Below are 23,134 nucleotides of genomic sequence, written 5' to 3' on the forward strand. Positions count from 1 at the left end.
ATCGTCGGCGGCAACGGCGGTAACGGCGGCATGTTCTACGGCAGCGTCAGCGCCGCCGGCAACGGCGGCAACGGCGGCAACGCCGGCCTGGTCGGCAACGGCGGCAACGGCGGCATGTTCTACGGCAGCGGCGGCAACGCCGGCCTGGTCGGCAACGGCGGCAACGGCGGGGGAGGCGCCGATAGCGAGTTCGACGCCGGCGACGGCGGCAACGGCGGCAACGCGCAGCTGATCGGAAACGGCGGCAATGGTGGCAATGGCGGCGCCAGTGTGGGGATTGGCAATAACGGCACCGGCGGCAAGGCGGGCACCGGCGGAACACTGATCGGCCTAGACGGACTGAACGGACTGCCCTGAACGGCGCCGGGCGCCTGGCCAAGACCCATCGTTGGCGCACGTATCTGCCGTCGCCGCAACAAGATTCCGGCGATCAGCGGCTACCCGCCGCGGTATCTGGATGCGCGGTCAGTAGACTGCGCCTATGACCCACGACTGGCTGCTCGTGGAAACGCTGGGGGACGAACCGGCCGTCGTCGCCCAGGGGCGTCAGCTCAAGAATCTGGTTCCGATCACCACGTTCCTGCGCCGCAGTCCCCATCTCTCGGCCGTCCGCACGGCGATCGCCGAGTCGCTGCAGACCGGTCAGAGCCTCAGCAGCATTACGCCCAAGAGCGATCGTGTCATCTGCACCGAACCCGTTGTGATGTCGGACGGCCGGGTGCACGGTGTGCAGGTGTGGATCGGTCCCGCCGATGCGGAACCGCCGGAGCGACCTATCCCGGGCCCGCTGAAGTGGGACCTGACCCTGGGGGTGGCCACCGACACCCGCGAGTCGCTGATCAACAGTGGCAAGAATCCCGACGTCGAGGTCACCTACGGCAGGGCTTTCGCCGAGGACCTGCCGTCGCGCGAACTCAGTTCGAACGAAACCCGGGTGCTGGCCATGGTGGTCAAGCCTGAGCCTGGCCAAACACTTTGCAGCACTTGGGATCTCACCGACTGGCAGGGAAACCCCATCAAGTTGGGTTTCACCGCGCGCAGCGCGCTGGAGCCGGGGCCGGACGGCCGCGACCACCTGGTCGCACGAGCGATTAACTGGCGGGCCGAACTCAAAGGCCCGCTGGTGCCGGTCGACGACCTGGCACAGAAGATTCTCGACGGACTCGCGCAGGCCGGGGTCCACCGGGCGCTGGTCGACCTGAACACCTGGACCCTGTTGAAGTGGCTCGACGAGCCGTGCCCGTTCTACGACTGGCGGGCAAACGAGCCCGACAAGCCGCGCGTGCATCCCGACGACCAGGAGCTCATCGCCGCGATGACAACGGAATTCGCTAACGGAGCCACCAGCGGCGTGCTGCGGCTTCCCGGCTATCACACCGATTGGGTGCCGGTGCACGTCACTGTCAACCGGATAGAACTGGAGCCGGAGACCTTCGCCGGCTTGATCTCATTGCGGTTGCCCACCGCTGCCGAACTCGCCGACGCCGGATTGCCGACGGCCGTGCGCGACTCGACCTGACCGTCACCAAGGTGTTGGCGATCCGGCCTGCACGAGCCCCGGACCATCGAAACGGCAGCCACGTTCAACTTCTTATTGCCAAACGGGAGAACGTCTTTCGTTCTGGACGTCAAAGCGGTCCGGCCGCGATCCGTGCCCGATACCCTACGGTTCATGGGAGGCACGAAATGTCGTTCGTGAATGCGGCTCCGGAGATGCTCGCGGCGGCCGCGGCCGAGGTGTCGCATCTCGGTTCGTCGCTATGCACCGCGAACGCCGCTGCAGCGGTCCGGACCACTGGGTTGCTGGCCGCAGCCGAGGACGAGGTGTCAGTTGCCGTCGCCGCATTATTCGGATCGCACGGCGAGACCTATCAGGTGCTGAGCGCACAAGCGGCGGAGTTCCATAGCCAGTTTGCCCAAACCTTGGCGGCCGGTGCGGCATCATATGCCGGCGCGGAAGCCGATGCCGATCAGACTCTGCTGAATATCGTCAACTCGCCTGCCCAGGTGTTGTTGGGGCGCCCGCTGTTCGGCAACGGTATCAACGGAGCGCCCGGTACCGGCCAAGACCCCGAAGTTGATGGCAGCGGCCGCCACTGAATTGGCGAGTATCAACTCGACAATCAGCGCCGCCACCGCCGCGGCAACAGCGGCCACCACCAGAGTCGCAGCAGCGGGAGCCGACGAGGTGTCGGTGGCCATCGCCGAGGTATTCTGCGGTCACGCCCGGGTGTATCAGACGCTGAGCGCTCGAGCCGCGACCTTTCACGAGCAGTTCGTCCGCGCCTTGTCGGCAGCCGCGGACGATTATGCCGGTGCTGAGGCCGCCAGTGCGTCACCGCTGCAGAATCTGCTGAATACGCTCAACGCTTCCACCGGTGGCGGCACGTTGACCACGGGCAGCACCGGCGGCAACGGCGGCAACGGCGGTAATGACGGTAACGACGGTAACGACGGTAATGCCCGGCTGATCGGTAGCGGCGGCAATGCCCGGCTGATCGGTAGCGGCGGCAACGGCGGCAACGCCGGGACGGGCACCCAGATCGGCCTTGCGGGCACCGGCGGAGCCGGCGGCGACTGTTCAGCGCTAACGGCATGGACGAGTTGACGTAGCGGGCCAACAGTCTGCGCCGCACCGCGACTCACTTGCCGCCGACCGGCCCCGCCCTTGCGGCGGCCCGCGCCACGCCGGCGAAAGCTACCGGAACCTCGACGGTGATCACCACATCGAGGTCCCGTGCCGCACAGGCGGCAGCGCCCACCCCCATCGCCTGCGCCACGGCCGTTGCCCGCGCGCAGGCCGCCGGGCCGCCATCCGGTAACCGCGCGGCCGCCGCCAGCGCGGCCAGGTCGGCGGCCGCCTGGGCACGATGCCGAGCCACCGCCACCGAGCCCAGGTAGGCACCCGCCCCGGCGACCCACAGCAGCACGCCCACCATCGCGACCGCGAGCACCGTGGCCGAGCCACCGTCATCGCGGCTCCGCAGCCGCCACCGCCTTGGCTGCAATATCCAAGGTAGGCAATAGCTTTGACCGAGCGACAACCGAGGCGACAAGGAATTCGCCGTCCCGGCGCACCTCGATCTGCGCCGCCGGCGGAGCGATTCGCCGAGCAACGTCGACAGCCGACCGTTGGTCCCCGCGCGCGGCCAGTCGAGCGGCCTCGCGGGCGGCGTCGATACAGCGCAACTGCATCGACACCGCCGTGAGACCGGCCATGCACAGCACCAGCACCACGACCAAGGTAGCGATGGCCAGAGCCGCTTCGACAGTGCTCGACCCGGCACTCGACGCTAAGCCTTGGTGCTCAGCGCGCGACCGATGATGTGGTTCAGCGCCGACACCACCGAGTCGCCGGTGACAACGGTGTAGAGGATCGCGCCGAATGCAGCCGCGGCGATGGTCCCGATGGCGTATTCGACGGTCGACATGCCGGACTCGTCGGTCACCAGCAGCGCCATGCGTGCCGCGATCACCTGAAATATGTTGGCCACCAATGCATTCCTTTCGTTGCGACTTCACATCAGACCCGAGTCAAGTACTTGTCCGGCCAACCCGGCCACCACGGGGACAAGGCCCAGGCACACGAACGCCGGCAGAAAGCACAGCCCCAGCGGACCGGCGATCAGTACCCCGGCGCGTTGGGCGGCGGCGGTGGCCTGGTGCGCGGCGTCGTGGCGGGACTGCGCGGCCAGTGCGGCGACGCCGTCGGCCAGCGCGGCACCCGAGGACGCCGAACGCCGCGCCAGCCGCAGCAGCGCATCGAGATGCGCGTCGGCGGAGCCGGGCGGCAAGTCCGGCGGTAGCGACCAGGCGACCGACGGGTCGGCCCCTAACGTCAACAAGTCGGCGGCGCGGGACAACAGCTGCGCCAGTCGCGGCGGCGCCGAGGGGGTCGTCGCCGCCGCGGCGGCCGACACCGCCATGCCTGCGGCCAGGCACACCGCCAGCACGTCCAGGCTGGACGAGAAGGCCAGCGGATCCCGGTCTTGCGCCGGGCGCGGCGGCATCCGAGGCGCGCGAGACGGCATCCCCGCGCGGGCCCGAACGACCGTCGGGCCCACTCCGGCCAACAACGCCGCGGCCAGCAACACTGCCGCGGTACTCATGGCGCCACTCGATCCGTAATCCGGTCCGACCACAACAGTCCCGCGCAGACCAGCACAACACCAACCATCAACAGCCATCCGCCCGCATGCCCGTTAAGCAGGAAGCTCACCGGCCGCGCCCCGATCAGCTGACCTAGCAACACCCCGAACAGGGGCAGGCCGGACAGAATATTCGCGGTGGCGCGCGCTCCGGCCAGCCCCGATGCCACGCTTGCCGAAAAGCGTTGCCGCTCAACAATGTCGCGTTGGGCAGCGCGCATCAAGGTGGCGATGGCCAGGCCATGATCGCTGGCCAGTTGCCAGTACCCGGCGAGTCGCTCCCAGTGCGTGGGCAGAGCCGACATCCGGGCCGCCGCGCGCAAGCCGCCCGCGACGTCCGCACCCAGTCGGGCCCGCGCCGCCACGGCGCGCATGGATGCGGCAACCGCACCCTCGGCTTCGTCGGCGGCGGTGCCGAACGCCCGCACCGGATGGATGCCCACCCGCAATTCGCCGACCAGCACATCCAGAGCTGCTTCCAGCGACTTCGCTTCCCTGGTGGCGCACCGACCGCGACGGTGACGACGGTAACGCAGGGTCGCCGTGGTGCCCAGCACCGCGACAGCCAGGATGGTCGTCAACGGCAACACCACGACGGCGCCCACAAAGACACCGCCGCCGACCCAGAGAACCCACCCTGCTCGCAGCGGATCTTGTCGACGACGGGGACGAACGGCTTGCCACCGCCGCGGCGACGACGGTGCGACCACAAGCGCCGAAGCCAACGTCAGCGACGCCACCGCGAGGCCGTTCATGCTGCCATCCGGCTTTGTAACAAGCTGCGCAAATCGGCTGCGCCGTCGGTCATTCCGCATTCGGCATGCCACGCCGGCACCGCCTGGACCAGGCCGCTGTCGGTTCGGCGCAGTACGGCGATCTCAGTCAGCCAGCGTCGACCCGCCTGATCGCGCGTGACGTGCAGCAGCACCTGGACCGCCGCGGCGAGCTGGCTATGCAACGCCGCACGGTCCAGGCCGCCGAGCGCGCCCAACGCCTCCAACCGGGCGGGAACCTCGCCGGGGTTGTTGGCATGCACGGTGCCTGCGCCTCCGTCGTGGCCGGTGTTCAAGGCGGCCAGCAGGTCCACCACCTCGGCTCCCCTGACCTCGCCGACGACGATGCGGTCGGGCCGCATCCGAAGTGCCTGCCGGACGAGTTGGCGCATCGTGACCTCACCGGCACCTTCGACGTTCGCGCACCGGGCGACGAGCTTGACCAGGTGCGGGTGCCGGGGAGCCAGCTCGGCGGCGTCTTCGACACAGACGATCCGCTCGGCGCCGGAGACGGCGCCCAGCATGGCAGCCAGCAGGGTTGTTTTTCCGGCGCCGGTGCCCCCAGACACCAGGAACGCCAGGCGTGCGGCGATGATCTGGGCGACCAGATCGGCGGCCTGCGGCGATATCGCGCCTGCGGCGGCCAGCGCCGTCAGATCTTGCGTGGTGGGCCGCAGCACCCGCAGTGACAAGCAGGTGCCCTCGGCCGCCACGGGCGGCAGCACCGCGTGCAGGCGTACCGTCAACCCGGCGGCGCCGATCCCGCTCAGCTGCCCGTCCACCCATGGTTGCGCGTCGTCGAGCCGCCGACCCGCGGCCACCGCCAGCCGTTGCGCCAATCGCCGCACCGCCGCCTCGTCGGTGAACCGAATCTCACTGCGCCGCAGACCGTTTCCATTGTCAACCCACACCGCGTCGGGCGCCGTGACCAGGACATCGGTGGTGCCGTCGGCGCATAGCAGGGGCTCGAGAATGCCGGCACCGGTCAGTTCGGTCTGCAGCACTCGAAGGTTGGCGAGCACCTCGGTGTCACCGAGCATCCCGCCGGATTCGGCGCGGATCGCCGCGGCGACCACGTTGGGACGCAGCGGCGCGGACTCGGTGGCCAGCCGCTCGCGGACCCGTTCGATCAGCGATCCGGTCACGCGGCCCTGCCATTCAGCCCGCCCCGCGGATGCCCCAACGCCGCCAGGACCCGACGGGCCGCCGCGGCCAGCGCCGATCGCCGTCGCAATCGAAGGCCACCGTGTTCCAGTTGCCCGGCGAGGCGCGGCTGGGCTCTCATCGACGCCAGCAGGGGGACGCCGGCGATGTCGGCGACCTCCGCTGCTCGCAATCCCCCGGGTGACGGCCCGCGCACGACCAGCCCCAGGTTGGGGTTGATCGCGGTCAGCACCGAAACGATTGCGGCGGTGGCCGCGCAGGCCCGGACATCGCCGGGGCAGACGAGGACGACGAGGTCCGCGGAGTCCATTGCGGCGTGGCTGGCGTCGGTCATCCGGCGGGGCAGGTCGCAGACCACGGTGACTCCGCCGCGCCGGCCGGCGTCGACGACCGCTTCCACCGGTGCGGCATTCAACTCGCAACCGCGCCGGGTGCCCGAGAGCATGCTGATCCCCCGATGTCGCGGCAAGGCCTCATATACGGCCGACCAATTCAGCCGGCCACCCTGTAAAGCCAGGTCGGGCCAGCGCACGCCGGGTGCCGATTCGCCGCCGACCAGCAGATCGATGCCGCCTCCCCACGGATCGAGGTCCACCAGCAGTGCCTGGGCGGCACTGTGGGCCAAGGCGACCGCGAACAGCGAGGCCCCGGCACCCCCACAGCCTCCGATGACGGCGACGACTTTCCCGCGGATGCCCTCGTCGCGCGCCGATGCGGCGGCGTCGGCGAGTTCGCGGATCAGTTCGTGTTCTTGGTCTGGCATCCGCAGCACCCGCTCGGCGCCGACGGCGATGGCCGCCGTCCAGGTCGCGGTGACAGGTTCGCCGCGGGTCAGCACCGAGACGTGGGCACGCCGCGGCAGGGCAATCCAGCCGCAACGCTCGGCCGCCGCCTGGTCGAGTACCACTGCGGCCGCCGCGGACCAGGTCTTTCTGGTCACCGAACCGCTGTGAACGACCCGCACACCCACGGCTGCGGCGATCCGGTCCAACTCGTCGCGCAGTTCACCGGCGGTCAACATCGCCAGCACTCCAGGACCAAGGGATTGGGTCACTCCCCTACCCTGCGGGGCCGCCGGTGTTGGACACCAGTCCCACGGTGCAATCTGTGGATAGAGACGCAGCTGTGCAAAATTACGGCCGGCCGCCGGCTCACATCGGACTCGGATGGCGAGGCTTCGCGAAGATCTCCGCAACGTGTGGCGAGCCGGGCTCAAGGCTGCGTTACGTGGATTTTGCCCCAGAAAAGGGACGACCCCCGCCAGGGGGGGAGGAGGCGGAGGTCGTCGTGCTTCAGCCCCGGGGGGTCGGGCTGATGCACCCTCGGCTCAGGGCCGAGTAATGCTTACTATACACATGCCAGATGGCATTCACGCAAGTAATTGCACAAGCGAAAAAAACCGGCCTGAGCCGTGTAAACGTGGCGGCCAAAGCGACAACACTTGTTGTTATTGAGCCCTTCGGACACAAGATCACGGCCTGCCCGGGCGCCAACCTATGCTGGATTGGTGACCGTCCCCGACCCGGCCGCCCAGCAGCAAACCTCACCCCGGTCAGCCGACGCGCCGCCCCCACAGGCGCGCACCGCCGCTTTCTTCGACCTGGACAAGACCATCATCGCCAAGTCCAGCACACTGGCGTTCAGCAAACCCTTCTTCGCGCAGGGGCTGCTGAACCGCCGTGCCGTGCTCAAGTCCAGCTATGCGCAGTTCATCTTCCTGCTCTCCGGCGCCGACCACGACCAGATGGACCGGATGCGTATCCACATGACCAACATGTGCACCGGTTGGGACGTGGAGCAGGTGAAGTCGATCGTCAACGAGACGCTGCACGACATCGTCACTCCCCTGGTCTTCGCCGAAGCCGCCGACCTCATCGCCGCCCACAAGCTGTGCGGCCGTGACGTCGTGGTGGTCTCCGCCTCGGGCGAGGAGATCGTGGCGCCGATCGCCCGCGCTCTGGGTGCCACTCATGCGATGGCCACCCGGATGGTCGTGGAAGACGGTAAGTACACCGGTGAGGTCGCGTTCTACTGCTACGGCGAGGGCAAGGTGCAGGCGATCCGCGAGTTGGCCTCCCGCGAGGGCTACCCGCTGGAACACTGCTACGCCTACTCCGACTCGATCACCGACCTGCCGATGCTCGAGGCCGTGGGCCACCCCTCGGTGGTCAACCCCGATCGCGGCTTACGAAAACTAGCCATCGAACGCGGTTGGCAGGTGTTGTCCTTCTCCCGGCCGGTGTCCCTGCGCGACCGTATCCCGGCACCGTCGGGGGCAGCGATCGCCACCACTGCCGCGGTGGGAGTCAGTGCGCTGGCCGCCGGAGCTGTCAGCTACGCGCTGCTGCGCCGCTTCGCTTTTTGACCCCGCGACGATGCGGCACTGGTGTCCCAGTTTCACCAATCGTCTCGGTAGCAAACACCTTGGGCCACAATCAAAAGTTGTCACAGAATTTTCACGCAATTAGGCCTTGCTGTGGTCAGGGTCTAGTAGTACAAATGGAGTCACGGAAGCCCGGTGAGGCCAAGGTCGATCCGGAAGAGAAGGTTCGTTCTCCCGACCCGGGCACCCAGCACGGTTCCCGGCACCCACGCGGAGTCATAGCCGCGATAATGGCAGAAGTGTTGCGGGCCTGCGTAATTGCGAAGTGCAGACGGTAGCGACGGTCCTTTGGGTGGGGCTGCAGCCGAAAGTGTCGCAAAAGCGCCGAGGCCAACCCACGCAGCCCCGAAATGCACGCTTGGTAACCGAGAACCGTGTTGGCGGGCGGCGATTCGAATCCTTCGGTCGCCGCCCGCTTCGCATTTCTGCGAACAATTTGCTTTTGTAGTCCCGTGTAGTCCCGCCAGCTATCTGCGCGGCAATGCCTCGGCGATCGATAGTGCCTCTTGCGCCCCAGCCGTCAGCGCCCGGCAACACAGCACGAGCCAGGCCGCCACACCGTCGGGCGTGCCCTCGGCGAATCTGCGCGCGGTGTCACGGTAGCTCGCGGGTTGCCGCATCCAACTCACCTCCGGCACCCCGAGTCCGTGCGGGTCCAGTCCCGTGGCGATCGTCACCAGCCGTGACACCGCGCGCGCCACCACGCCATCGGCATGGCCAAAGGGCTTGAGCGTCAACAGTTCTCCATGCGCGACCGAGGCGACCACCGGCGCCGACGCCCGCGTGGGACGAGTCATCACGTCTGCCAGCAACTCCAGCCGAGGCCCGATCGCGGAGTCGGCCCGTGGACGACCCAACATGTCGTCGTCGACCAGCCCGGCGGCCGCCAAGGTGTGCAGGCGGGCCAGTGCCTGCAGCGGCGCCTTCTGCCACACACCGACCAGCTGGCCCCCGCCGCCCTCCAGCGCCTGCGCCACCCGCAGCGCTCCCCCGAAGACGGGATCGCCGACCGCACCGGCCTCGGCCAGGTCGTCCAGCCGGGCCGGACTCCCGTCCAGCACCGAGGAAGCCCGCGCCGCCCGCAGCGCCGCCTCGGCGGCGGTCACCGGCCACCCCCGCAGGTTGGCCCGGTGCCGGTGGGCGCGGCCCAGCGCCGCACGGGCGCGGTCGCTGGCGTCGGCGACGCCGGGCAACTCCATCAACGCAACCAGCGGGTCACCCGTCACAGGTTCCCAACCTAACGGGACGCCGCCCCGGCCCCGGGAATGGCCTCCAGCAACTGACGGGTGTATTCGTGGCGTGGCCGGGCGAAGACCTCTTCGGTGGTGGCGTGCTCGACCACCCGGCCGGTGCGCATCACCAGCACGTCATCGGAGATCTGCCGGATGACGGCCAGATCGTGGCTGATGAACAGGTAGGTCAAACCCAGGTCAGCTTGCAGCTGAGCCAGCAGATCCAGGATCTGGGCTTGCACCAGCACGTCCAGCGCCGAGACGGCCTCGTCGCACACCAGCACCTCGGGCCGCAGGGCTAACGCCCGGGCGATCGCGACCCGTTGGCGCTGACCGCCCGACAGCTCCCGGGGCAGCCGGTCCAGTACCGACGACGGCAGCGCCACCTGGTCGACCAGCTCGCGCACCGCCTGCCGGCGCCCGCTGCGGTCCCCGAGCCGGTGGATGCGCAACGGTTCCTCGATGCAGCGAAACACCGAATACCGGGGATCCAGGCTGCTGTAGGGGTTCTGGAACACCGGCTGCACCCGCCGGCGAAATGCGAACGCGCGGGCCCGGTCCAGCCCGTCGATGTCCTCGCCGTCGAAAACCACCGTGCCCGACGTCGGCTGCAGCAGACCGAGCACCATGCGCGCCAGGGTGGATTTGCCGGATCCGGATTCGCCGACGACTGCCAACGTGCTTCCCCGCCGCAGCCGAAACGACACCGAGTCGACGGCACGGAACTCCGCTCGCCGCCAGGGCACGCCCCGCACCTGGGCGTAGGTCTTGGTCAGCTCCGAGACGACGACGATGTCGTCTTGCCCGGCCGGCTGCGGCCGGAGCTGCGGCTGGAGCCGCGGCCGGTTCGGTGCCGGCCGTCGCGCCGTCAGCGACGGAGCGGCGGCCACCAGCCGCCGGGTGTACTCGTGCTGCGGGTCACGCAGCAGCTCTTGTGCTGCACCAGATTCCGCCACCACCCCGCGGTTGACGACCACCACGGACTCGGCCCGCTCGGCTGCCAGGGCCAGATCGTGGGTGATCAGCAGCAACGCGGTGCCCAGTTCGGTGGTGAGTCGCTGTAGATGGTCGAGGACCTGACGCTGCACGGTCACGTCCAGCGCGGACGTCGGCTCGTCCGCGATCAGCAGCCGCGGCCGCCCGGCCAACCCGATGGCGATCAACGCCCGCTGACACATGCCGCCGGACAACTGGTGCGGATAACGCCCGGCCTGCCTGGCCGGATCCGGCATGCCGGCCTCGCCGAGCAGCTCCACCGCCTGCCGCCGTGCATCGCGTCCAGCGATATTGACCCGCAACGCTTCCCGGATCTGGAAGCCGACCTTCCAGACCGGATTGAGGTTGGTCATCGGGTCTTGGGGGACGTAGCCGATCTCCCGGCCCCGGATGGTCCGCATGACCCGCCGGTCGGACGACGTGAGGTCACGCCCGTCGAAAAGGATGCGGCCGGAGGTGATTCGCCCACCGGGCGCCAGCAGTCCCAGGATCGCCGCGGCCAGAGTGGACTTGCCCGATCCCGATTCGCCTACCACCGCCACGGTTTGACCGCGCAGGACGGTCAAGTCGATGCCGTGCAGCACCGGCTCGTCCGCGCCGAAGCTGACTTCCAAACCCTCCACCGACAACAACGGCGGTCCGCCGGCGCTCATGCCCGCCACGCTCGCGAGGCCGGGTCCAGGGCGTCCCGCAGCGCGTCGCCCATCATCATGAAAGCCAGCACCGTAATCCCCAGTGCACCGGCCGGATAGAACAGGATGGGCGAGCCCGCCCGCAGCCGCATCTGCGCGACATTGATATCGCCGCCCCACGACACCACCGACGTCGGCAGTCCGACCCCAAGGTAGGACAGCGTGGCCTCGGTGACAATGAAGATGCCCAGCGCGACGGTAGCCACCGCGATCACCGGGCCGATCGCATTCGGCAGCGCGTGCCGCAACAGGGTCTGAAACCGACTCAGCCCCAATGCCTTAGCGGCGAGTACATAGTCGCTGCCGCGTACCTCGAGCACCGAAGCTCGGGCCACTCTGGCGATCTGGGGCCAACCGAACAGCGCCAGGATGGCAATCACCGTCCACACCGTGCGGTGATGCATGACCTGCATGAGCACGATCGCGGCCAGCAGCAACGGTAATCCGAAGAACACGTCGGTGATCCGCGAGATCACCGCGTCCAGCCAGCCGCCGTAGAAGCCGGCCAGCGCACCCAGCGCTGTGCCCACGACGAATACCGCGACGGTGGCGCCCATTCCCACCATCACCGATGCCCGCGCTCCGTAGACGGTGCGCGCGTAGATGTCATGGCCTTGCAGATCGGTGCCGAACCAGTGCGCCGCCGAGGGCGCAAGCATGCTCTGACTGGGATCGGCGTAGGTCGGGTCGGCCCCGGTGAACAAACCCGGAAACGCCGCAACGACGAGAATGAGCAGGATCAGGGCGGCGGCGACGACGAACTTCGGCCGCCGGCGCAACCGGCGCCAGCTGTCGAGCCAAAAACGGCCGGGCTCAGCCATATCGGATCCGTGGGTCCAGGGCGGCATACAGCAGGTCGACCACCAGATTGGTGATCAGATAGATGACCACCAGCACCGTCACGATCGACACCACCGTGGGTGCTTCCTGTCTGGTGACCGCCTGATACAGCACGCCGCCGACGCCGTGGATGTTGAAGATGCCTTCGGTCACAATGGCTCCGCCCATCAGCGCACCCAAATCCGCGCCGAGGAACGTCACCACCGGGATCAACGAGTTGCGCAAGATGTGCACCGCCACCACCCGTGGCCGCGACAGCCCCTTGGCGGTGGCGGTGCGAACGTAATCCGCGTCGGCGTTGGCGGCCACCGCCGAACGGGTCAGCCGCACCACATAGGCGAAAGACACCGCACCCAACACGATCCCGGGCAACAACAGCCGGCCGAACGTCGCCCGCCCCCCTACCGTCACCGGCACCAGCCCCAGCTTTACGCCGAACAGGAACTGCGCGAGAAAGCCGAGCACGAATATCGGGACCGCGATGATGACGAGCCCGGTGATCAGCACCGAGGCGTCGAACAGCCCGCCTTGGCGCAGGCCCGCGATCACACCGAAGCCGATACCCAGCACCGCCTCGACCACCAACGCGATCAACGCCAGTCTGATGGTGACCGGAAAAGCATGCGCCAGAACGGAACTAACCGGCAGACCGGAATAGGCGCGGCCTAAATCGCCATGCAGCAGACCGCCCAGGTAGCACAGGTACTGCACCAGGAACGGGTCGTCGAGGTGATAGCGGGCGCGCAGCTGCGCGGCCACGGCGGGAGTCAGCGGCCGGTCACCGGCCATCGCGGCGAGTGGGTCACCCGGCAGCAGGAACACCATGGCGTAGATCAGCAGCGTCGCGCCGAGGAACACCGGCACCATCGCCGCGATCCGCCGCACCAGGTACCAACCCATGTCAGGCCTTGACGATGTTCTCGTAGTCGGGCAGACCGTTCCAGGTGACGCGCACATTGCTGACCTCGGTCGACCACCCCACGACGGCGATATTGTCCCACAACGGAACAACGGGCATATCGCGGAACAGGATTCGCTGTGCGTCGTTGACCAGCAGGTCGGCCTCGCGCAGGGTGGGCGCGGCCTCGGCCCTGGCCAGCGCCGCGTCGAATTCGCCGCTGGAGTAGCCGACGTCATTGGAGCCGGCGCCGGTGGTGTGCAGCGGCGCGAGAAACTCGATCATCGAGGGATAGTCCCCTTGCCAGCCGGCGCGGAATGCGGAGTTGATGGTGCGGTTGGTGATCTGGCTGCGAAATCCCGCGAACGTTGGCTGCGGGGCGCCGACGGCGTCGATGCCCAGTACGTTCTTGATGCTGTTGGCCACCGCGTCGACCCACTCCTGGTGGCCGCTGTCGGCATTGTAGGCGATGGCGTATCGGCCGCTCCACGGCGAAATTGCGTCGGCTTGGGCCCAAAGTTGGCGGGCCCGTCCGGGATTGAAATCCAACACCTCGTTACCCGGGATATTCGGGTCGAATCCCGGCAGTGAGCGGGCGGTGAAATCGCGGGCCGGGCTGCGGGTTCCATTGAAGATTTGCTGACAGATCTGCGGGCGGTTGATGGCCGCCGACAACGCCAGGCGACGCAGCCGGCCCTCCTCGCCGCCGAAGTGCGGCAGCCGTAACGGCGTGTCCAGGGACTGGTTGACCGCAGCCGGCCCGCTGGTGGCATGGTCACCCAGGTCGCGCCGGTAGATGGTCAGGGCGCTCGACGGAATCGTGTCCAGCACATCGAGATTGCCGGACAGCAGGTCCGAATAGGCGGTGTCGAGGTTGGCGTAGAACTCGAACCGCAAACCCTTGTTTCGCGGTTGCCGGTTGCCGTGATAGTCGGGGTTGGGCACCAGATCGATCTTGACGTTGTGTTCCCACGCCGGACCATCGGCAGTGTTGTCCAACTTGTAGGGCCCGTTGCCGATCGGGTTGCGGCCGAACGCCGCCATATCCCGAAACGCTGCGTCGGGCAGCGGATAGAACGAACTGTGGCCCAGTCGCAACACGAAGTCGACGGTCGGCGCCTTGAGCCGCACGCTGAACTCGAGGTCGTTGACCACCCGCAACCCGGACATGGTGGTCCGCTTCGCGTCGCCGGCAGCCACCTCGTCGTATCCGTCGATCGGGCTGAAAAACTGCTGCTGCAGTTGGGCATTGGCGGCCAAGGCGCCGTAATTCCAGGCGTCGACGAACGAGTGGGCCGTAACCGATGAGCCGTCGGTGAACTTCCAGCCGGGTTTGAGAACGATTCGGTAGTTGACGTTGTCGGCGGATTCGATGGACTGGGCAACCTCCGGCGACGGCTTGCCGCTGGCGTCGTCGGACATCAGGCCGGCGAACAGCCGATCAAGGATGCGCCCGCCGTTGCTGTCGTTGGTGCCGGTCGGAATCAGCGGGTTGGGCGGCTCCCCGCCGTTGACCAACACCACCTCGGGGCTCAGCAGGCCGCCGCCGCACGCCGTCACGCAAGCGGCCACCAGCAGCACAGAGGCTACTGAGGCCAGCCAGGCCAGCGCGGCGCGCAGCATGACAGCGACCCTAAAGCGTGCGGCCCCGCCAATCATGCTGGGCCCGGACGCCGAGGTTGCGCGCGTCGGAAAGCCGGCAGTGCCCTTCGGGTTCGACGTCCAATGCGCCGGGACGAGCCCCGACATCCTAGAATCCCGCGGATGACCGTCACATCTCTCGCCGCGCACGGCGGGGCCTTTCAGGCGGCGTACTTGATGGCGGCACTCGTCGTTCCCACGGTGGGATGGATCTTGCTGATCGTCGGGTTGAAGCAACGCTCGCGCGGTCGTCCGCAGCCCGGTGTTCGACGGCCGCCCCAACCGTCGTCGCCAAACCGGGGCAGATCGCCGGGTACCACGCTGATCGTCATCGGCACGGTGTTGCTGACGTTGGGTGTGCTGGCGATCTTCGGACGCCTGGCCAGCGCCGGTCCGAGAACGTCCGACGGGTCCCGCGGCGCGGAATTGGATTCGGGCACCGGGCTTCTCGCCTCACCGATGACCGATGAGCCAGCCACTGACGGTGATCGGCAAGCGACGTGGCGGGCGGGCCGGCCACCGAATCGTGTGATTTGAGGTAGTCGAGGTACCTTTCCCGGATAATCACCGTCGTGCACGCACCTCAGGGGCGCCCGCCGCGGCGATGTGCCCGCCGAGTGATCGCCATCTTCGCGATGGCCGCAAGTTGGGCCGGGACCAGGCCGGGCCCAGCCGCGTGGGCCGCGCCGGTTGACAGCAACGACGAACCGACGCCGTGCCGGGCGGAGCGCATCGCCGTGACCGCCTCGGCGACCCAGGCCGCCGTGGGCCACCGCGCGCTGAACCTGATATTCAGCCTTGCGGGCGGCGCGGTGCCGTGCACGCTCACCGGCTACCCCGGCGTCGACTCGGGCGCCGGCGGGCCCCTCATTCATGCCCGGCCCACGCTGCGCGGGTACATGGGCGGCTTGCCGGCCAGTGTCACTGTGCCGCCCGCGGTCACCGTGTCGCTGTCGCAACGGGCGCAGACCATCGTGGAGAGTATCGCCGTCGACGCCGGCGGCAACCACTGCCCCACCTACACCGACCTGCTCGTCAACCCGCCCGACACCCCAGTGGTGTTCACCGTGCCGGCCACCATCGACGCCTGCCAATTGCAGGTGCACCCCATCACCGAGGCAGCACCGCAACCCGGTGAGTCGGCTTAGCCTTGGCCGGACAGCCTCGGCCGGGCCGGTCACATTCGCGCAGCGCTAGGCTCGGCAGAGTGACCGAGACTGACGTCCCGTCCGCCTACCCGCCGCCGCAACACTTCGTCGAACAGGCGAACGCCCGCGAGGACTTGTACCGCGAGGCCGAGGAAGACCGCCTTGGCTTTTGGGCCAAGCAGGCCGACCTGGTGTCCTGGGCGACGCCGTTCACCGAGGTGCTGGACTGGTCGGATGCGCCGTTCGCCAAGTGGTTCGTCGGCGGCAAACTCAATGTCGCCTACAACTGCCTGGACCGCCACGTCGAAGCCGGCCACGGTGACCGAGTCGCCATCCACTGGGAGGGCGAACCCACCGGTCACCGACGCACCCTGACCTATTCGGAGCTGATGACCCAGGTGTGCAAGACGGCCAACGCGCTCACCGGCCTCGGCCTGGTCGCCGGCGACCGGGTCGCCATCTACATGCCGTTGGTCCCCGAGGCCGTGATCGCCATGCTGGCCTGCGCTCGGCTGGGCATCATGCACACCGTCGTCTTCGGCGGTTTCACCGCACACGCACTACGCGCCCGGATCGCCGATGCCCAGGCCAAGGTGCTGATCACCACCGACGGACAGTACCGGCGCGGCAAGCCGATGCCGCTGAAAGACGCCGCCGACGAGGCGGTCAACGACCCCGACAGCCCGATCGAACACGTTGTGGTGGTGCGCCGCACCGGAATTGACGTGGCCTGGAACGACGATCGCGACCTGTGGTGGCACCACGTCGTCGACCCGGCCGCAGCCGAACACACGCCGGAAGCGTTCGACTCCGAGCAGCCGCTGTTCCTGCTCTACACGTCGGGCACCACCGGCAAGCCTAAGGGCATCCTGCATACCAGCGGCGGCTATCTGACCCAGAGCTGCTACACGATGCACACCATTTTCGACGTCAAGCGGCAAACCGACGTGTTCTGGTGCACCGCCGACATCGGCTGGGTCACCGGCCACACCTACGGCGTCTACGGACCGCTGTCCGCCGGGGTCACCGAGGTGCTTTACGAGGGCACCCCCAACACACCCGACGAACACCGGCACTTCCAGATCATCGAAAGATACGGTGTCACAATCTATTACACCGCCCCGACACTGATCCGGACGTTCATGAAATGGGGCCGCGAGATCCCCGACTCGCACGACCTGTCCAGCCTGCGGCTGCTCGGCTCGGTCGGCGAACCGATCAATCCCGAGGCGTGGCGCTGGTACCGCGAAGTGATCGGCGCCGGACGCACACCGGTCGTGGACACCTGGTGGCAGACCGAGACCGGCTCGTCGATGATCTCGCCGCTTCCCGGTGTCGCCGCGGCCAAGCCCGGGTCGGCTATGACCCCGCTGCCCGGCATCTCGGCCAAGATCGTCGACGACCACGGCGATCCGCTGGGCCCGGACACCGAAGGCGACGAGCACGTCACCGGTTATCTCGTTTTGGACCAGCCGTGGCCGTCGATGCTGCGCGGCATCTGGGGTGATCCCGCGCGCTACCACTACGCCTACTGGTCGAAATTCGCCGACAAGGGCTATTACTTCGCCGGGGACGGCGCGCGCATCGATCCCGACGGCGCGATCTGGATCCTGGGCCGCATCGACGACGTGATGAACGTGTCCGGGCACCGCATCTCCACCGCCGAGGTGGAATCGGCGCTCGTCGGTCATTCCGGGGTGGCCGAGGCGGCCGTGGTCGGGGTCACCGACGAGACCACCACCCAGGCCATCTGCGCGTTCGTCGTGCTCCGGGCCAACTACGAACCGCACGACGGGACGGTCGAAGAATTGCGCTCCGAAGTGGCCCGGGAGATCTCGCCGATCGCCCGGCCCCGCGAGGTCCATGTGGTGCCGGAACTCCCCAAGACCCGCAGCGGCAAAATCATGCGCCGGCTGCTGCGCGACGTCGCCGAAAACCGGGAACTGGGTGACACGTCGACGCTGTTGGATCCCAGCGTGTTCGACGCGATCCGGGCCGCGAAATAGCTCCTAGCCTCGCGAAGAGTTGGCCACCAAGCTGCCGCGGTTTTAGCTTTAGCTTTAGCCGGATGCGAGCTCGAGTTCGGTGATTGACGACAACCGCCGCTGTGGGTGGGCCGTCACCAGCGTGAGTAGCATTTCCAACTGCCCGATGATGGTTTCGATAACCGTAGGGCTGAAGAGAGCGGTGCGATATTCAACCACCCCGCTGATCCCGGCGGGCTCACCGGTATCGGTGAATTGTTCGGTAAGCGACAACAAGAAATTCATTCGCGCGGTTTTCGTGTGCACCGAAACTGGGCTGATGTCCAACTCGCCCAATACCAGCTCGGCGGGCGTGTTGTTCTGCCAGGCCAGCACGACTTGAGTCAGCGGCCCCGGGGGTGCCGAGCGAGCGGCGTTGATCCGCTCGACGAGAACTCCATAGGGCATGTCCTGGTGGTCGAACGCTTCCAGCCCGCGCGTGCGCACCTGGTCCAGCAAGTGTGCGAAGTCGAGGTCACCGGTCACCTCGGTGCGCAGCAACATGATGTTGACGAAGATGCCGACCAAATCATCGAGCGCCGGGTGGCCGCGCCCGGCGACCACGATGCCCATAGCGATGTCACTGCGGCCGGTCAGTAAGGCCAGCAGGGCGGTCAAGGCAGCTTGGACGACCATGAAGCTGGTGGCGCGGTGCTCTCGGGCCAGTTGCGTGATCTGGCGGTGCAATGCGGCCGGCCACTGCGCAGCGACCGTATCGCCGCGATTGTCGTATGAAATAGCCCCGCGCTGGCCCGGCGACAACTCGAGAGGCGGGGGCATACCCGCAAGCGTTTTCTCCCAGTAGCGAAGGTCCGCGCCGATCATGCTGTCGGGATCCTCCGGATCACCCAGGTATGCGCGTTGCCACAGGGTGAAATCGATGTATTGGATGGGCAACGGTTCCCAGGAGGGGATCTGCCCGGCACATCGACTGCTATAGGCCAGGCTGAGATCGGCCGCCAGCGGGGCCAGTGACCAGCCGTCAGCGGCGATATGGTGCAGCACAAGAACCAACACGTGTTGGTCGTCGGCCAAGCGATACAGCCGGGTTCGTAGCGGCATCTCAGCGGCGATGTCAAAGTGGTGGCAGGCTTGGGCGGCAACAACTTCGCGGAGCCGATCCGGCGTCCACCCGGTGGCATCGACGACTTCCCAGCACAAGCGCGCCTCCTCGACCGGCAATACGACCTGATGCGGTTTGCCGTCTACGGCGGGATAAACGGTGCGCAAGGGTTCGTGACGACTCACCACATCGGCTACGGCTTGTCGCAATGCCTCCGTGTTGAGCGTGCCGTGTAACTCGGACACCCAGGGGATGTTGAACACAGCCGACGGGCCCTGCGACTGGATGACGGTCCACATGCGTTGCTGGGCAAGGGATAAGGGCACCTTCTCGGGCCGCTCAACCGCCACCAGACGCAGCGACGCAGCCGATCCGGCCCTGATATGCGGCGTCAGTTCGGCGACGGTCGGGGCATCGAACAACACCCGCACGGACAGGTCTGCGCCCAGAGCGGTGTTGACTGCTGCAACCACTCGCATCGCCAGCAACGAATCACCGCCCAGGTCGAAGAATGATTGGTCTGTGCCGACGCGTTCCAGGCCGAGGACCCCCGCGTAGATTCCGGCCACGATTTCCTCCACCGGTGTCGTCGGCGCCTGGTACCCGGGAGCGGTGTAGTCGGGAATGGGCAGCGCGGCCACGTCGAGTTTCCCGTTGACTGTTACCGGCAACTGCCTGAGCGTCATGATGGCTGCCGGAACCATGTAATGGGGCAGGCGGTCTTTCAGCCCGCCGCGGACTACGTTCGGGTCGGCCGCGCCGGTGATATAGCCCACCAGCCGTTTCTCGCCGACACGGTCTTCGCGTGCGATGACGACCGCATGCTCCACTCCGGGTGACTGCGCTAGCGCAGTGACGATCTCGGCAGGCTCGATGCGGTAGCCGCGGATCTTCACCTGTTCGTCGGAGCGACCCTTGTAGTGCAGTTGGCCATCAGCGCCCCAACAAGCCAGATCGCCGGTGCGGTACATACGGCTTCCCGCCGCTGCCGTCCCGCCGAATGGGCACGCCACAAACCGTGACGCCGTCAACCCGGGGCGCCGCCAATACCCAAGCCCCACTTGGCTTCCCGCAACATATAATTCCCCCACCACCCCGGTGGGCACTTGCCGTAGCCACGGGTCCAATACAAACAGCGCGGTCCCTCGCAGCGGCCGTCCGATGGGTGCCACCCCGGAACCGGCAGTCAGTGGTGTGCTGATGCAGACACAGACGGCGGATTCGGTTGGGCCGTAGGCATTAACCATCACCCGGTCGGGCGCCCAGCGGTCCACCACTTCGGCGGTGCACGTTTCACCGCCAACCACGAGTGTCGTACCGGTCAGCCCGTCCGTCGACAAGGCCGCAACCGCTGAGGGCGTCTGGGTTAGTACGGTGACATTTTCCGCCACCAGCAGAGCGTGAAAGTCGTTGGGGCAGCGAGTTACGTCTTCACCTACCACCAGCAGGCGCCCGCCGTGTAACAGTGCGCTCCAGATTTCCCACACGGAAAAATCGAAAGCATAGGAATGGCATTGCGTCACCGTCGGTTCGGCTTGGGCGCTGAGTGGCGTAGCCGAGGTGACGAGCTGGACGATATTGCGATGGGTGATCGACACCCCTTTGGGCGTCCCCGTAGTGCCGGAAGTGTAAAGCACATAGGCGATTTCGTCAGCGTCAGGGGCTGGGAGCGGGGTTCCGGCGCCGGCGGCGATAGCGGGGGCGTCGACGTCGATGACCGCGACGTCATGGCTGTCCACAAGGGTGGTCAGGTCACCAGCGGTCAGAACGGCCAGTGGTGTGGTGTCCTCGAGCAGGAAAGCGACGCGGGAGCGGGGGTGATCCGGGTCGATGGGCAGGTAGGCGGCTCCCACTTTGAGGACTGCCAGGATTGCCACGATGGCGCGGCCGCTGCGTGGCAGCAGCACCGCCACCACATCACCGGGGCCTATCCCGCGGCCGGCTAACCGAGACGCAAGTCGGTTGCTGGCCGTGTCGAGTTGCCGGTAGGTCAATACACAGTCTGCGGATGTCACGGCGACGGCATCGGCTGTCCGCGCCGCTTGGGCGGCAAACAGCGCTGGAATCGAGGGACCGGGAGCAGCCGGGATCGTCAGCGCAGCATGATTGCTCCAGGCATGAATGTGGCGGTCCGCGCATTGGTCGAGCAGATCGATCGATGACAACCGCCGTCCCGGATCGGCGGCGATGAGGGTAACCAGCCGCCCCAGTCTGTCGGCCATAGCGGCGCCCTCAAAATCTGGCGACGGCGCGCCGGGGCCTGCGGTGCTGAGAAACGGCCGGTTGCCCTCTTTCATGAAGAACAACCCGAACCGATCCCCACGGCCGAAGTTGGTATACACCAGCGAAGCCGGCGCATCGCCGAATTGCGGGACCGTCGTGGACGGAAAGAAATTCAGCGCAACTCCACGAAGCGGGCCGCTGAGGGTTTGCACCGGGAACCGTTGATGCCGAACGACTTGGCGTATCTGTGAATCCGCCTGGATGCACAGATCGGCAACGGAAGAGGTTGGCGGTGTCGTCAACCTCAGCGGAACCACCCCGGCCAGCATCCCCGGGATCGTCTTCAACTTTTCGCTGGTGCGTCTGGCTACCGGGAAATCGAGTACTACCTCGGGTCCGCTGTGGTCCCAGCTCTGTACCAGGAGTCCACACACCGCCGCGATGACCGACCGTCGGCTGACGCCTAAAGTCTGCGACAGATTGTCGATTCTCTGCACGGCCTGAGCGTCCAGTGCCACCGGCGCCGACGCGAAGTAATCATCGTCCCCGTCACCGGCATCCGCGCACCGATAGTTCACCGGCTGGCGGTGTGGCGGAAGGTTCTCTTTCCAGAACCGCAGGTCTTCTCGATACCTTCTGGACGCCTCGTACGCTAATTCGGTACTGACAAGATCGCGCAGCGTACCGAAAGAGCATTCCGGAGCCGCGACCCCGGACGCGATGGCCGAGTAGATCGTCGCAACTCGACTGACGAACATCACAGAACTAAATCCGTCAACAATGATGTGATGCAGACAGACAAACAAGTAAAATTGATTCGGACTAGTGCGGAATAACGCAAATCGGAATAATGGCTCAGTCCACGCCATGGGCTCGCGCTGCATTGACGAGGCCAGCTGGTACGTTTCCTGAACCGGATCCCCCGAACTGCTCAGGTCGAAGAAGGGGACCGCGGCAGCTGGATAGTCCGCAAGCTTCTGATACACATGTCCGTCCACCTCGAAAATTCCGGCTCGCAGCGGCTCGCACTCGGCGACCGCCTGTCGGACCGCGCGCTCGACCAGGCTTGGCTCGACGACGCCACCGATCACTACGAAAAGGCTCGCCTGCCACGGTATTCCCGAGCCATTCGTCTCCTGCGAAAGCCATATCTCAAGCTGCCCACGGGTTAGCGCGAGCGGCTGGTCCTCAGCCGGCATCCCGTTCTGCAGGCTGGTGGACTCACGCATCAGGTACCGGCATGTCGCCGAATGGCGAGCTGGCGACCGCTCCGCTTCCCGGTGTCGACCGAAATGCGACACCTAATCTTTCTGCTGGCCGACAGCTTCGACAAATCAACGCAGGGCATGTCCCGCGAAGAGCCCCGGCACTGACCCAGACCCATGCCATTTGCTTTCCACCTAGATCATCGCAACCGACATATCCGAATTTGCTCCAAGTTTATGGATACAACACGTGTGCTCAGCACGCCCGACATCGCCGCGGTAGAAGTTTAGCCGCCGAACCGCTTCATTCGCATTGACGCATTGACGGCTCGGGCAAGCGCTGGGTGGAATCCGGCATTCTCGGAGCCGGCGATGACTATGGGCTCGGCGGAGGTGCTTCGCAAGCGGCCGGGCCAAACGGCGGTCGCGGCCCTGGCATGTCCCCCGATCGGGGGACATCGCATCCTCCAGGCCGTTGGGTAGACATTCCCCCTAATCGGCAACCGTTCGGGGGATGTTCCGTTTCCCGACAACTGGCAAGCTCTGCGCCAGAGGATGGGAAGAGCCGCCGATAGTTCTTCACTCTGACTGAAGGAGAGCAACCACATGGCACATGAACTGCTGTTCTGCGAGACCGAGGGCGCCTACACGGCTCCCTCTTTCTCTTTCCATGCCGACACTGTTATCGACTGACCTCGTCGACA

20 protein-coding genes and 1 pseudogene are annotated in these 23,134 nt (G+C 66.9%); 8 read left to right on the top strand and 13 right to left on the bottom strand.

Features of this window, described 5'->3' with window-relative positions:
* The 4 genes and pseudogenes from EET03_RS25245 to EET03_RS25260 all read left to right on the top strand — a co-directional run.
* Positions 1 to 357 (top strand): annotated as a pseudogene (locus EET03_RS25245) (PE-PGRS family protein); the annotation flags it as partial.
* A 124-nt stretch (positions 358 to 481) separates the two neighbouring features.
* Positions 482 to 1,519 carry a PAS domain-containing protein gene (locus tag EET03_RS25250; protein WP_075542660.1) on the top strand — a complete coding sequence of 346 codons (1,038 nt, stop codon included), beginning with the start codon at positions 482 to 484 and terminating at the stop codon, positions 1,517 to 1,519.
* A gap of 167 nt (positions 1,520 to 1,686) precedes the next feature.
* Positions 1,687 to 2,100: a PE family protein gene (locus EET03_RS25255; RefSeq protein WP_075542659.1), complete on the top strand. Its 414-nt coding sequence runs from the start codon at positions 1,687 to 1,689 to the stop codon at positions 2,098 to 2,100.
* Entirely contained in the window at positions 2,081 to 2,608 is a 528-nt protein-coding gene (locus EET03_RS25260) for a PE family protein (RefSeq protein ID WP_075542658.1), read from the top strand. Before EET03_RS25255 ends, EET03_RS25260 begins: the two co-directional genes overlap by 20 nt.
* A 34-nt stretch (positions 2,609 to 2,642) precedes the next feature.
* Here the strand turns inward: EET03_RS25260 and EET03_RS25265 are convergent, their stop codons facing one another.
* From EET03_RS25265 to ssd, 7 genes are all read right to left on the bottom strand, one after another.
* Entirely contained in the window at positions 2,643 to 2,954 is a 312-nt protein-coding gene (locus tag EET03_RS25265; protein ID WP_075542657.1) for an Rv3654c family TadE-like protein, read from the bottom strand.
* A 16-nt stretch (positions 2,955 to 2,970) separates the two neighbouring features.
* Positions 2,971 to 3,219: a TadE family type IV pilus minor pilin gene (locus EET03_RS25270; protein ID WP_081254741.1), complete on the bottom strand. Its 249-nt coding sequence runs from the start codon at positions 3,217 to 3,219 to the stop codon at positions 2,971 to 2,973.
* Positions 3,220 to 3,293: 74 nt separating this feature from the next.
* Positions 3,294 to 3,461 carry a DUF4244 domain-containing protein gene (locus EET03_RS25275; RefSeq protein WP_081254740.1) on the bottom strand — a complete coding sequence of 56 codons (168 nt, stop codon included), beginning with the start codon at positions 3,459 to 3,461 and terminating at the stop codon, positions 3,294 to 3,296.
* A 57-nt stretch (positions 3,462 to 3,518) separates the two neighbouring features.
* Positions 3,519 to 4,109, bottom strand: a complete 591-nt coding sequence (locus EET03_RS25280; RefSeq protein WP_075542656.1) for a type II secretion system F family protein — start codon at positions 4,107 to 4,109, stop codon at positions 3,519 to 3,521.
* Positions 4,106 to 4,903 (bottom strand): type II secretion system F family protein, encoded by a 798-nt coding sequence (locus EET03_RS25285; protein ID WP_075542655.1) that lies wholly within the window; start codon positions 4,901 to 4,903, stop codon positions 4,106 to 4,108. Before EET03_RS25285 ends, EET03_RS25280 begins: the two co-directional genes overlap by 4 nt.
* A complete protein-coding gene (locus tag EET03_RS25290) occupies positions 4,900 to 6,066 on the bottom strand; it encodes a TadA family conjugal transfer-associated ATPase (protein ID WP_075542654.1) in 1,167 nt (388 codons plus the stop codon). Before EET03_RS25290 ends, EET03_RS25285 begins: the two co-directional genes overlap by 4 nt.
* A complete protein-coding gene (gene ssd / locus EET03_RS25295) occupies positions 6,063 to 7,106 on the bottom strand; it encodes a septum site-determining protein Ssd (RefSeq protein WP_075542671.1) in 1,044 nt (347 codons plus the stop codon). Before ssd ends, EET03_RS25290 begins: the two co-directional genes overlap by 4 nt.
* A gap of 486 nt (positions 7,107 to 7,592) precedes the next feature.
* On the opposite strand from ssd, the gene EET03_RS25300 reads away from it, so the two are divergent.
* Positions 7,593 to 8,450, top strand: coding sequence for an HAD-IB family hydrolase (locus EET03_RS25300; protein ID WP_063469270.1), 858 nt, complete (start codon positions 7,593 to 7,595; stop codon positions 8,448 to 8,450).
* Between the two features lie 485 nt (positions 8,451 to 8,935).
* On the opposite strand, the gene EET03_RS25310 is transcribed toward EET03_RS25300, so the two are convergent.
* The 5 genes from EET03_RS25310 to EET03_RS25330 are packed head-to-tail and all read right to left on the bottom strand — an operon-like array spanning position 8,936 to position 14,749.
* Positions 8,936 to 9,694, bottom strand: a complete 759-nt coding sequence (locus EET03_RS25310) for a Fic family protein (protein WP_075542653.1) — start codon at positions 9,692 to 9,694, stop codon at positions 8,936 to 8,938.
* 11 nt (positions 9,695 to 9,705) lie between these two features.
* Positions 9,706 to 11,349, bottom strand: a complete 1,644-nt coding sequence (locus EET03_RS25315) for a dipeptide ABC transporter ATP-binding protein (protein ID WP_099194278.1) — start codon at positions 11,347 to 11,349, stop codon at positions 9,706 to 9,708.
* The gene (locus tag EET03_RS25320; RefSeq protein WP_425271560.1) at positions 11,346 to 12,236 is read right to left on the bottom strand and encodes an ABC transporter permease; all 891 of its coding nucleotides are present in this window, start codon (positions 12,234 to 12,236) and stop codon (positions 11,346 to 11,348) included. The genes EET03_RS25315 and EET03_RS25320 overlap by 4 nt, the downstream gene beginning before the upstream one ends.
* Positions 12,202 to 13,128 (bottom strand): ABC transporter permease, encoded by a 927-nt coding sequence (locus tag EET03_RS25325; protein WP_075542651.1) that lies wholly within the window; start codon positions 13,126 to 13,128, stop codon positions 12,202 to 12,204. The genes EET03_RS25320 and EET03_RS25325 overlap by 35 nt, the downstream gene beginning before the upstream one ends.
* A gap of 1 nt (position 13,129) precedes the next feature.
* A complete protein-coding gene (locus EET03_RS25330; RefSeq protein WP_063469274.1) occupies positions 13,130 to 14,749 on the bottom strand; it encodes a peptide ABC transporter substrate-binding protein in 1,620 nt (539 codons plus the stop codon).
* Positions 14,750 to 14,890: 141 nt separating this feature from the next.
* Here EET03_RS25330 and EET03_RS25335 point away from each other — a divergent pair, with 141 nt between their 5' ends.
* From EET03_RS25335 to acs, 3 genes are all read left to right on the top strand, one after another.
* A complete protein-coding gene (locus EET03_RS25335) occupies positions 14,891 to 15,304 on the top strand; it encodes a hypothetical protein (protein ID WP_075542650.1) in 414 nt (137 codons plus the stop codon).
* A 98-nt stretch (positions 15,305 to 15,402) separates the two neighbouring features.
* Entirely contained in the window at positions 15,403 to 15,915 is a 513-nt protein-coding gene (locus EET03_RS25340; protein WP_075542670.1) for a DUF4232 domain-containing protein, read from the top strand.
* Positions 15,916 to 15,974: 59 nt separating this feature from the next.
* Complete coding sequence (gene acs, locus EET03_RS25345; protein WP_075542649.1) at positions 15,975 to 17,921, top strand: acetate--CoA ligase; 1,947 nt, start codon at positions 15,975 to 15,977, stop codon at positions 17,919 to 17,921.
* A gap of 54 nt (positions 17,922 to 17,975) precedes the next feature.
* Here acs and EET03_RS25350 read toward each other — a convergent pair whose 3' ends face one another.
* Entirely contained in the window at positions 17,976 to 22,454 is a 4,479-nt protein-coding gene (locus EET03_RS25350) for a non-ribosomal peptide synthetase (protein ID WP_075542648.1), read from the bottom strand.
* Between the last annotated feature and the right edge of the window lie 680 nt (positions 22,455 to 23,134).

Source organism: Mycobacterium innocens (assembly GCF_900566055.1).
GTDB classification, from domain to species: domain Bacteria; phylum Actinomycetota; class Actinomycetes; order Mycobacteriales; family Mycobacteriaceae; genus Mycobacterium; species Mycobacterium innocens.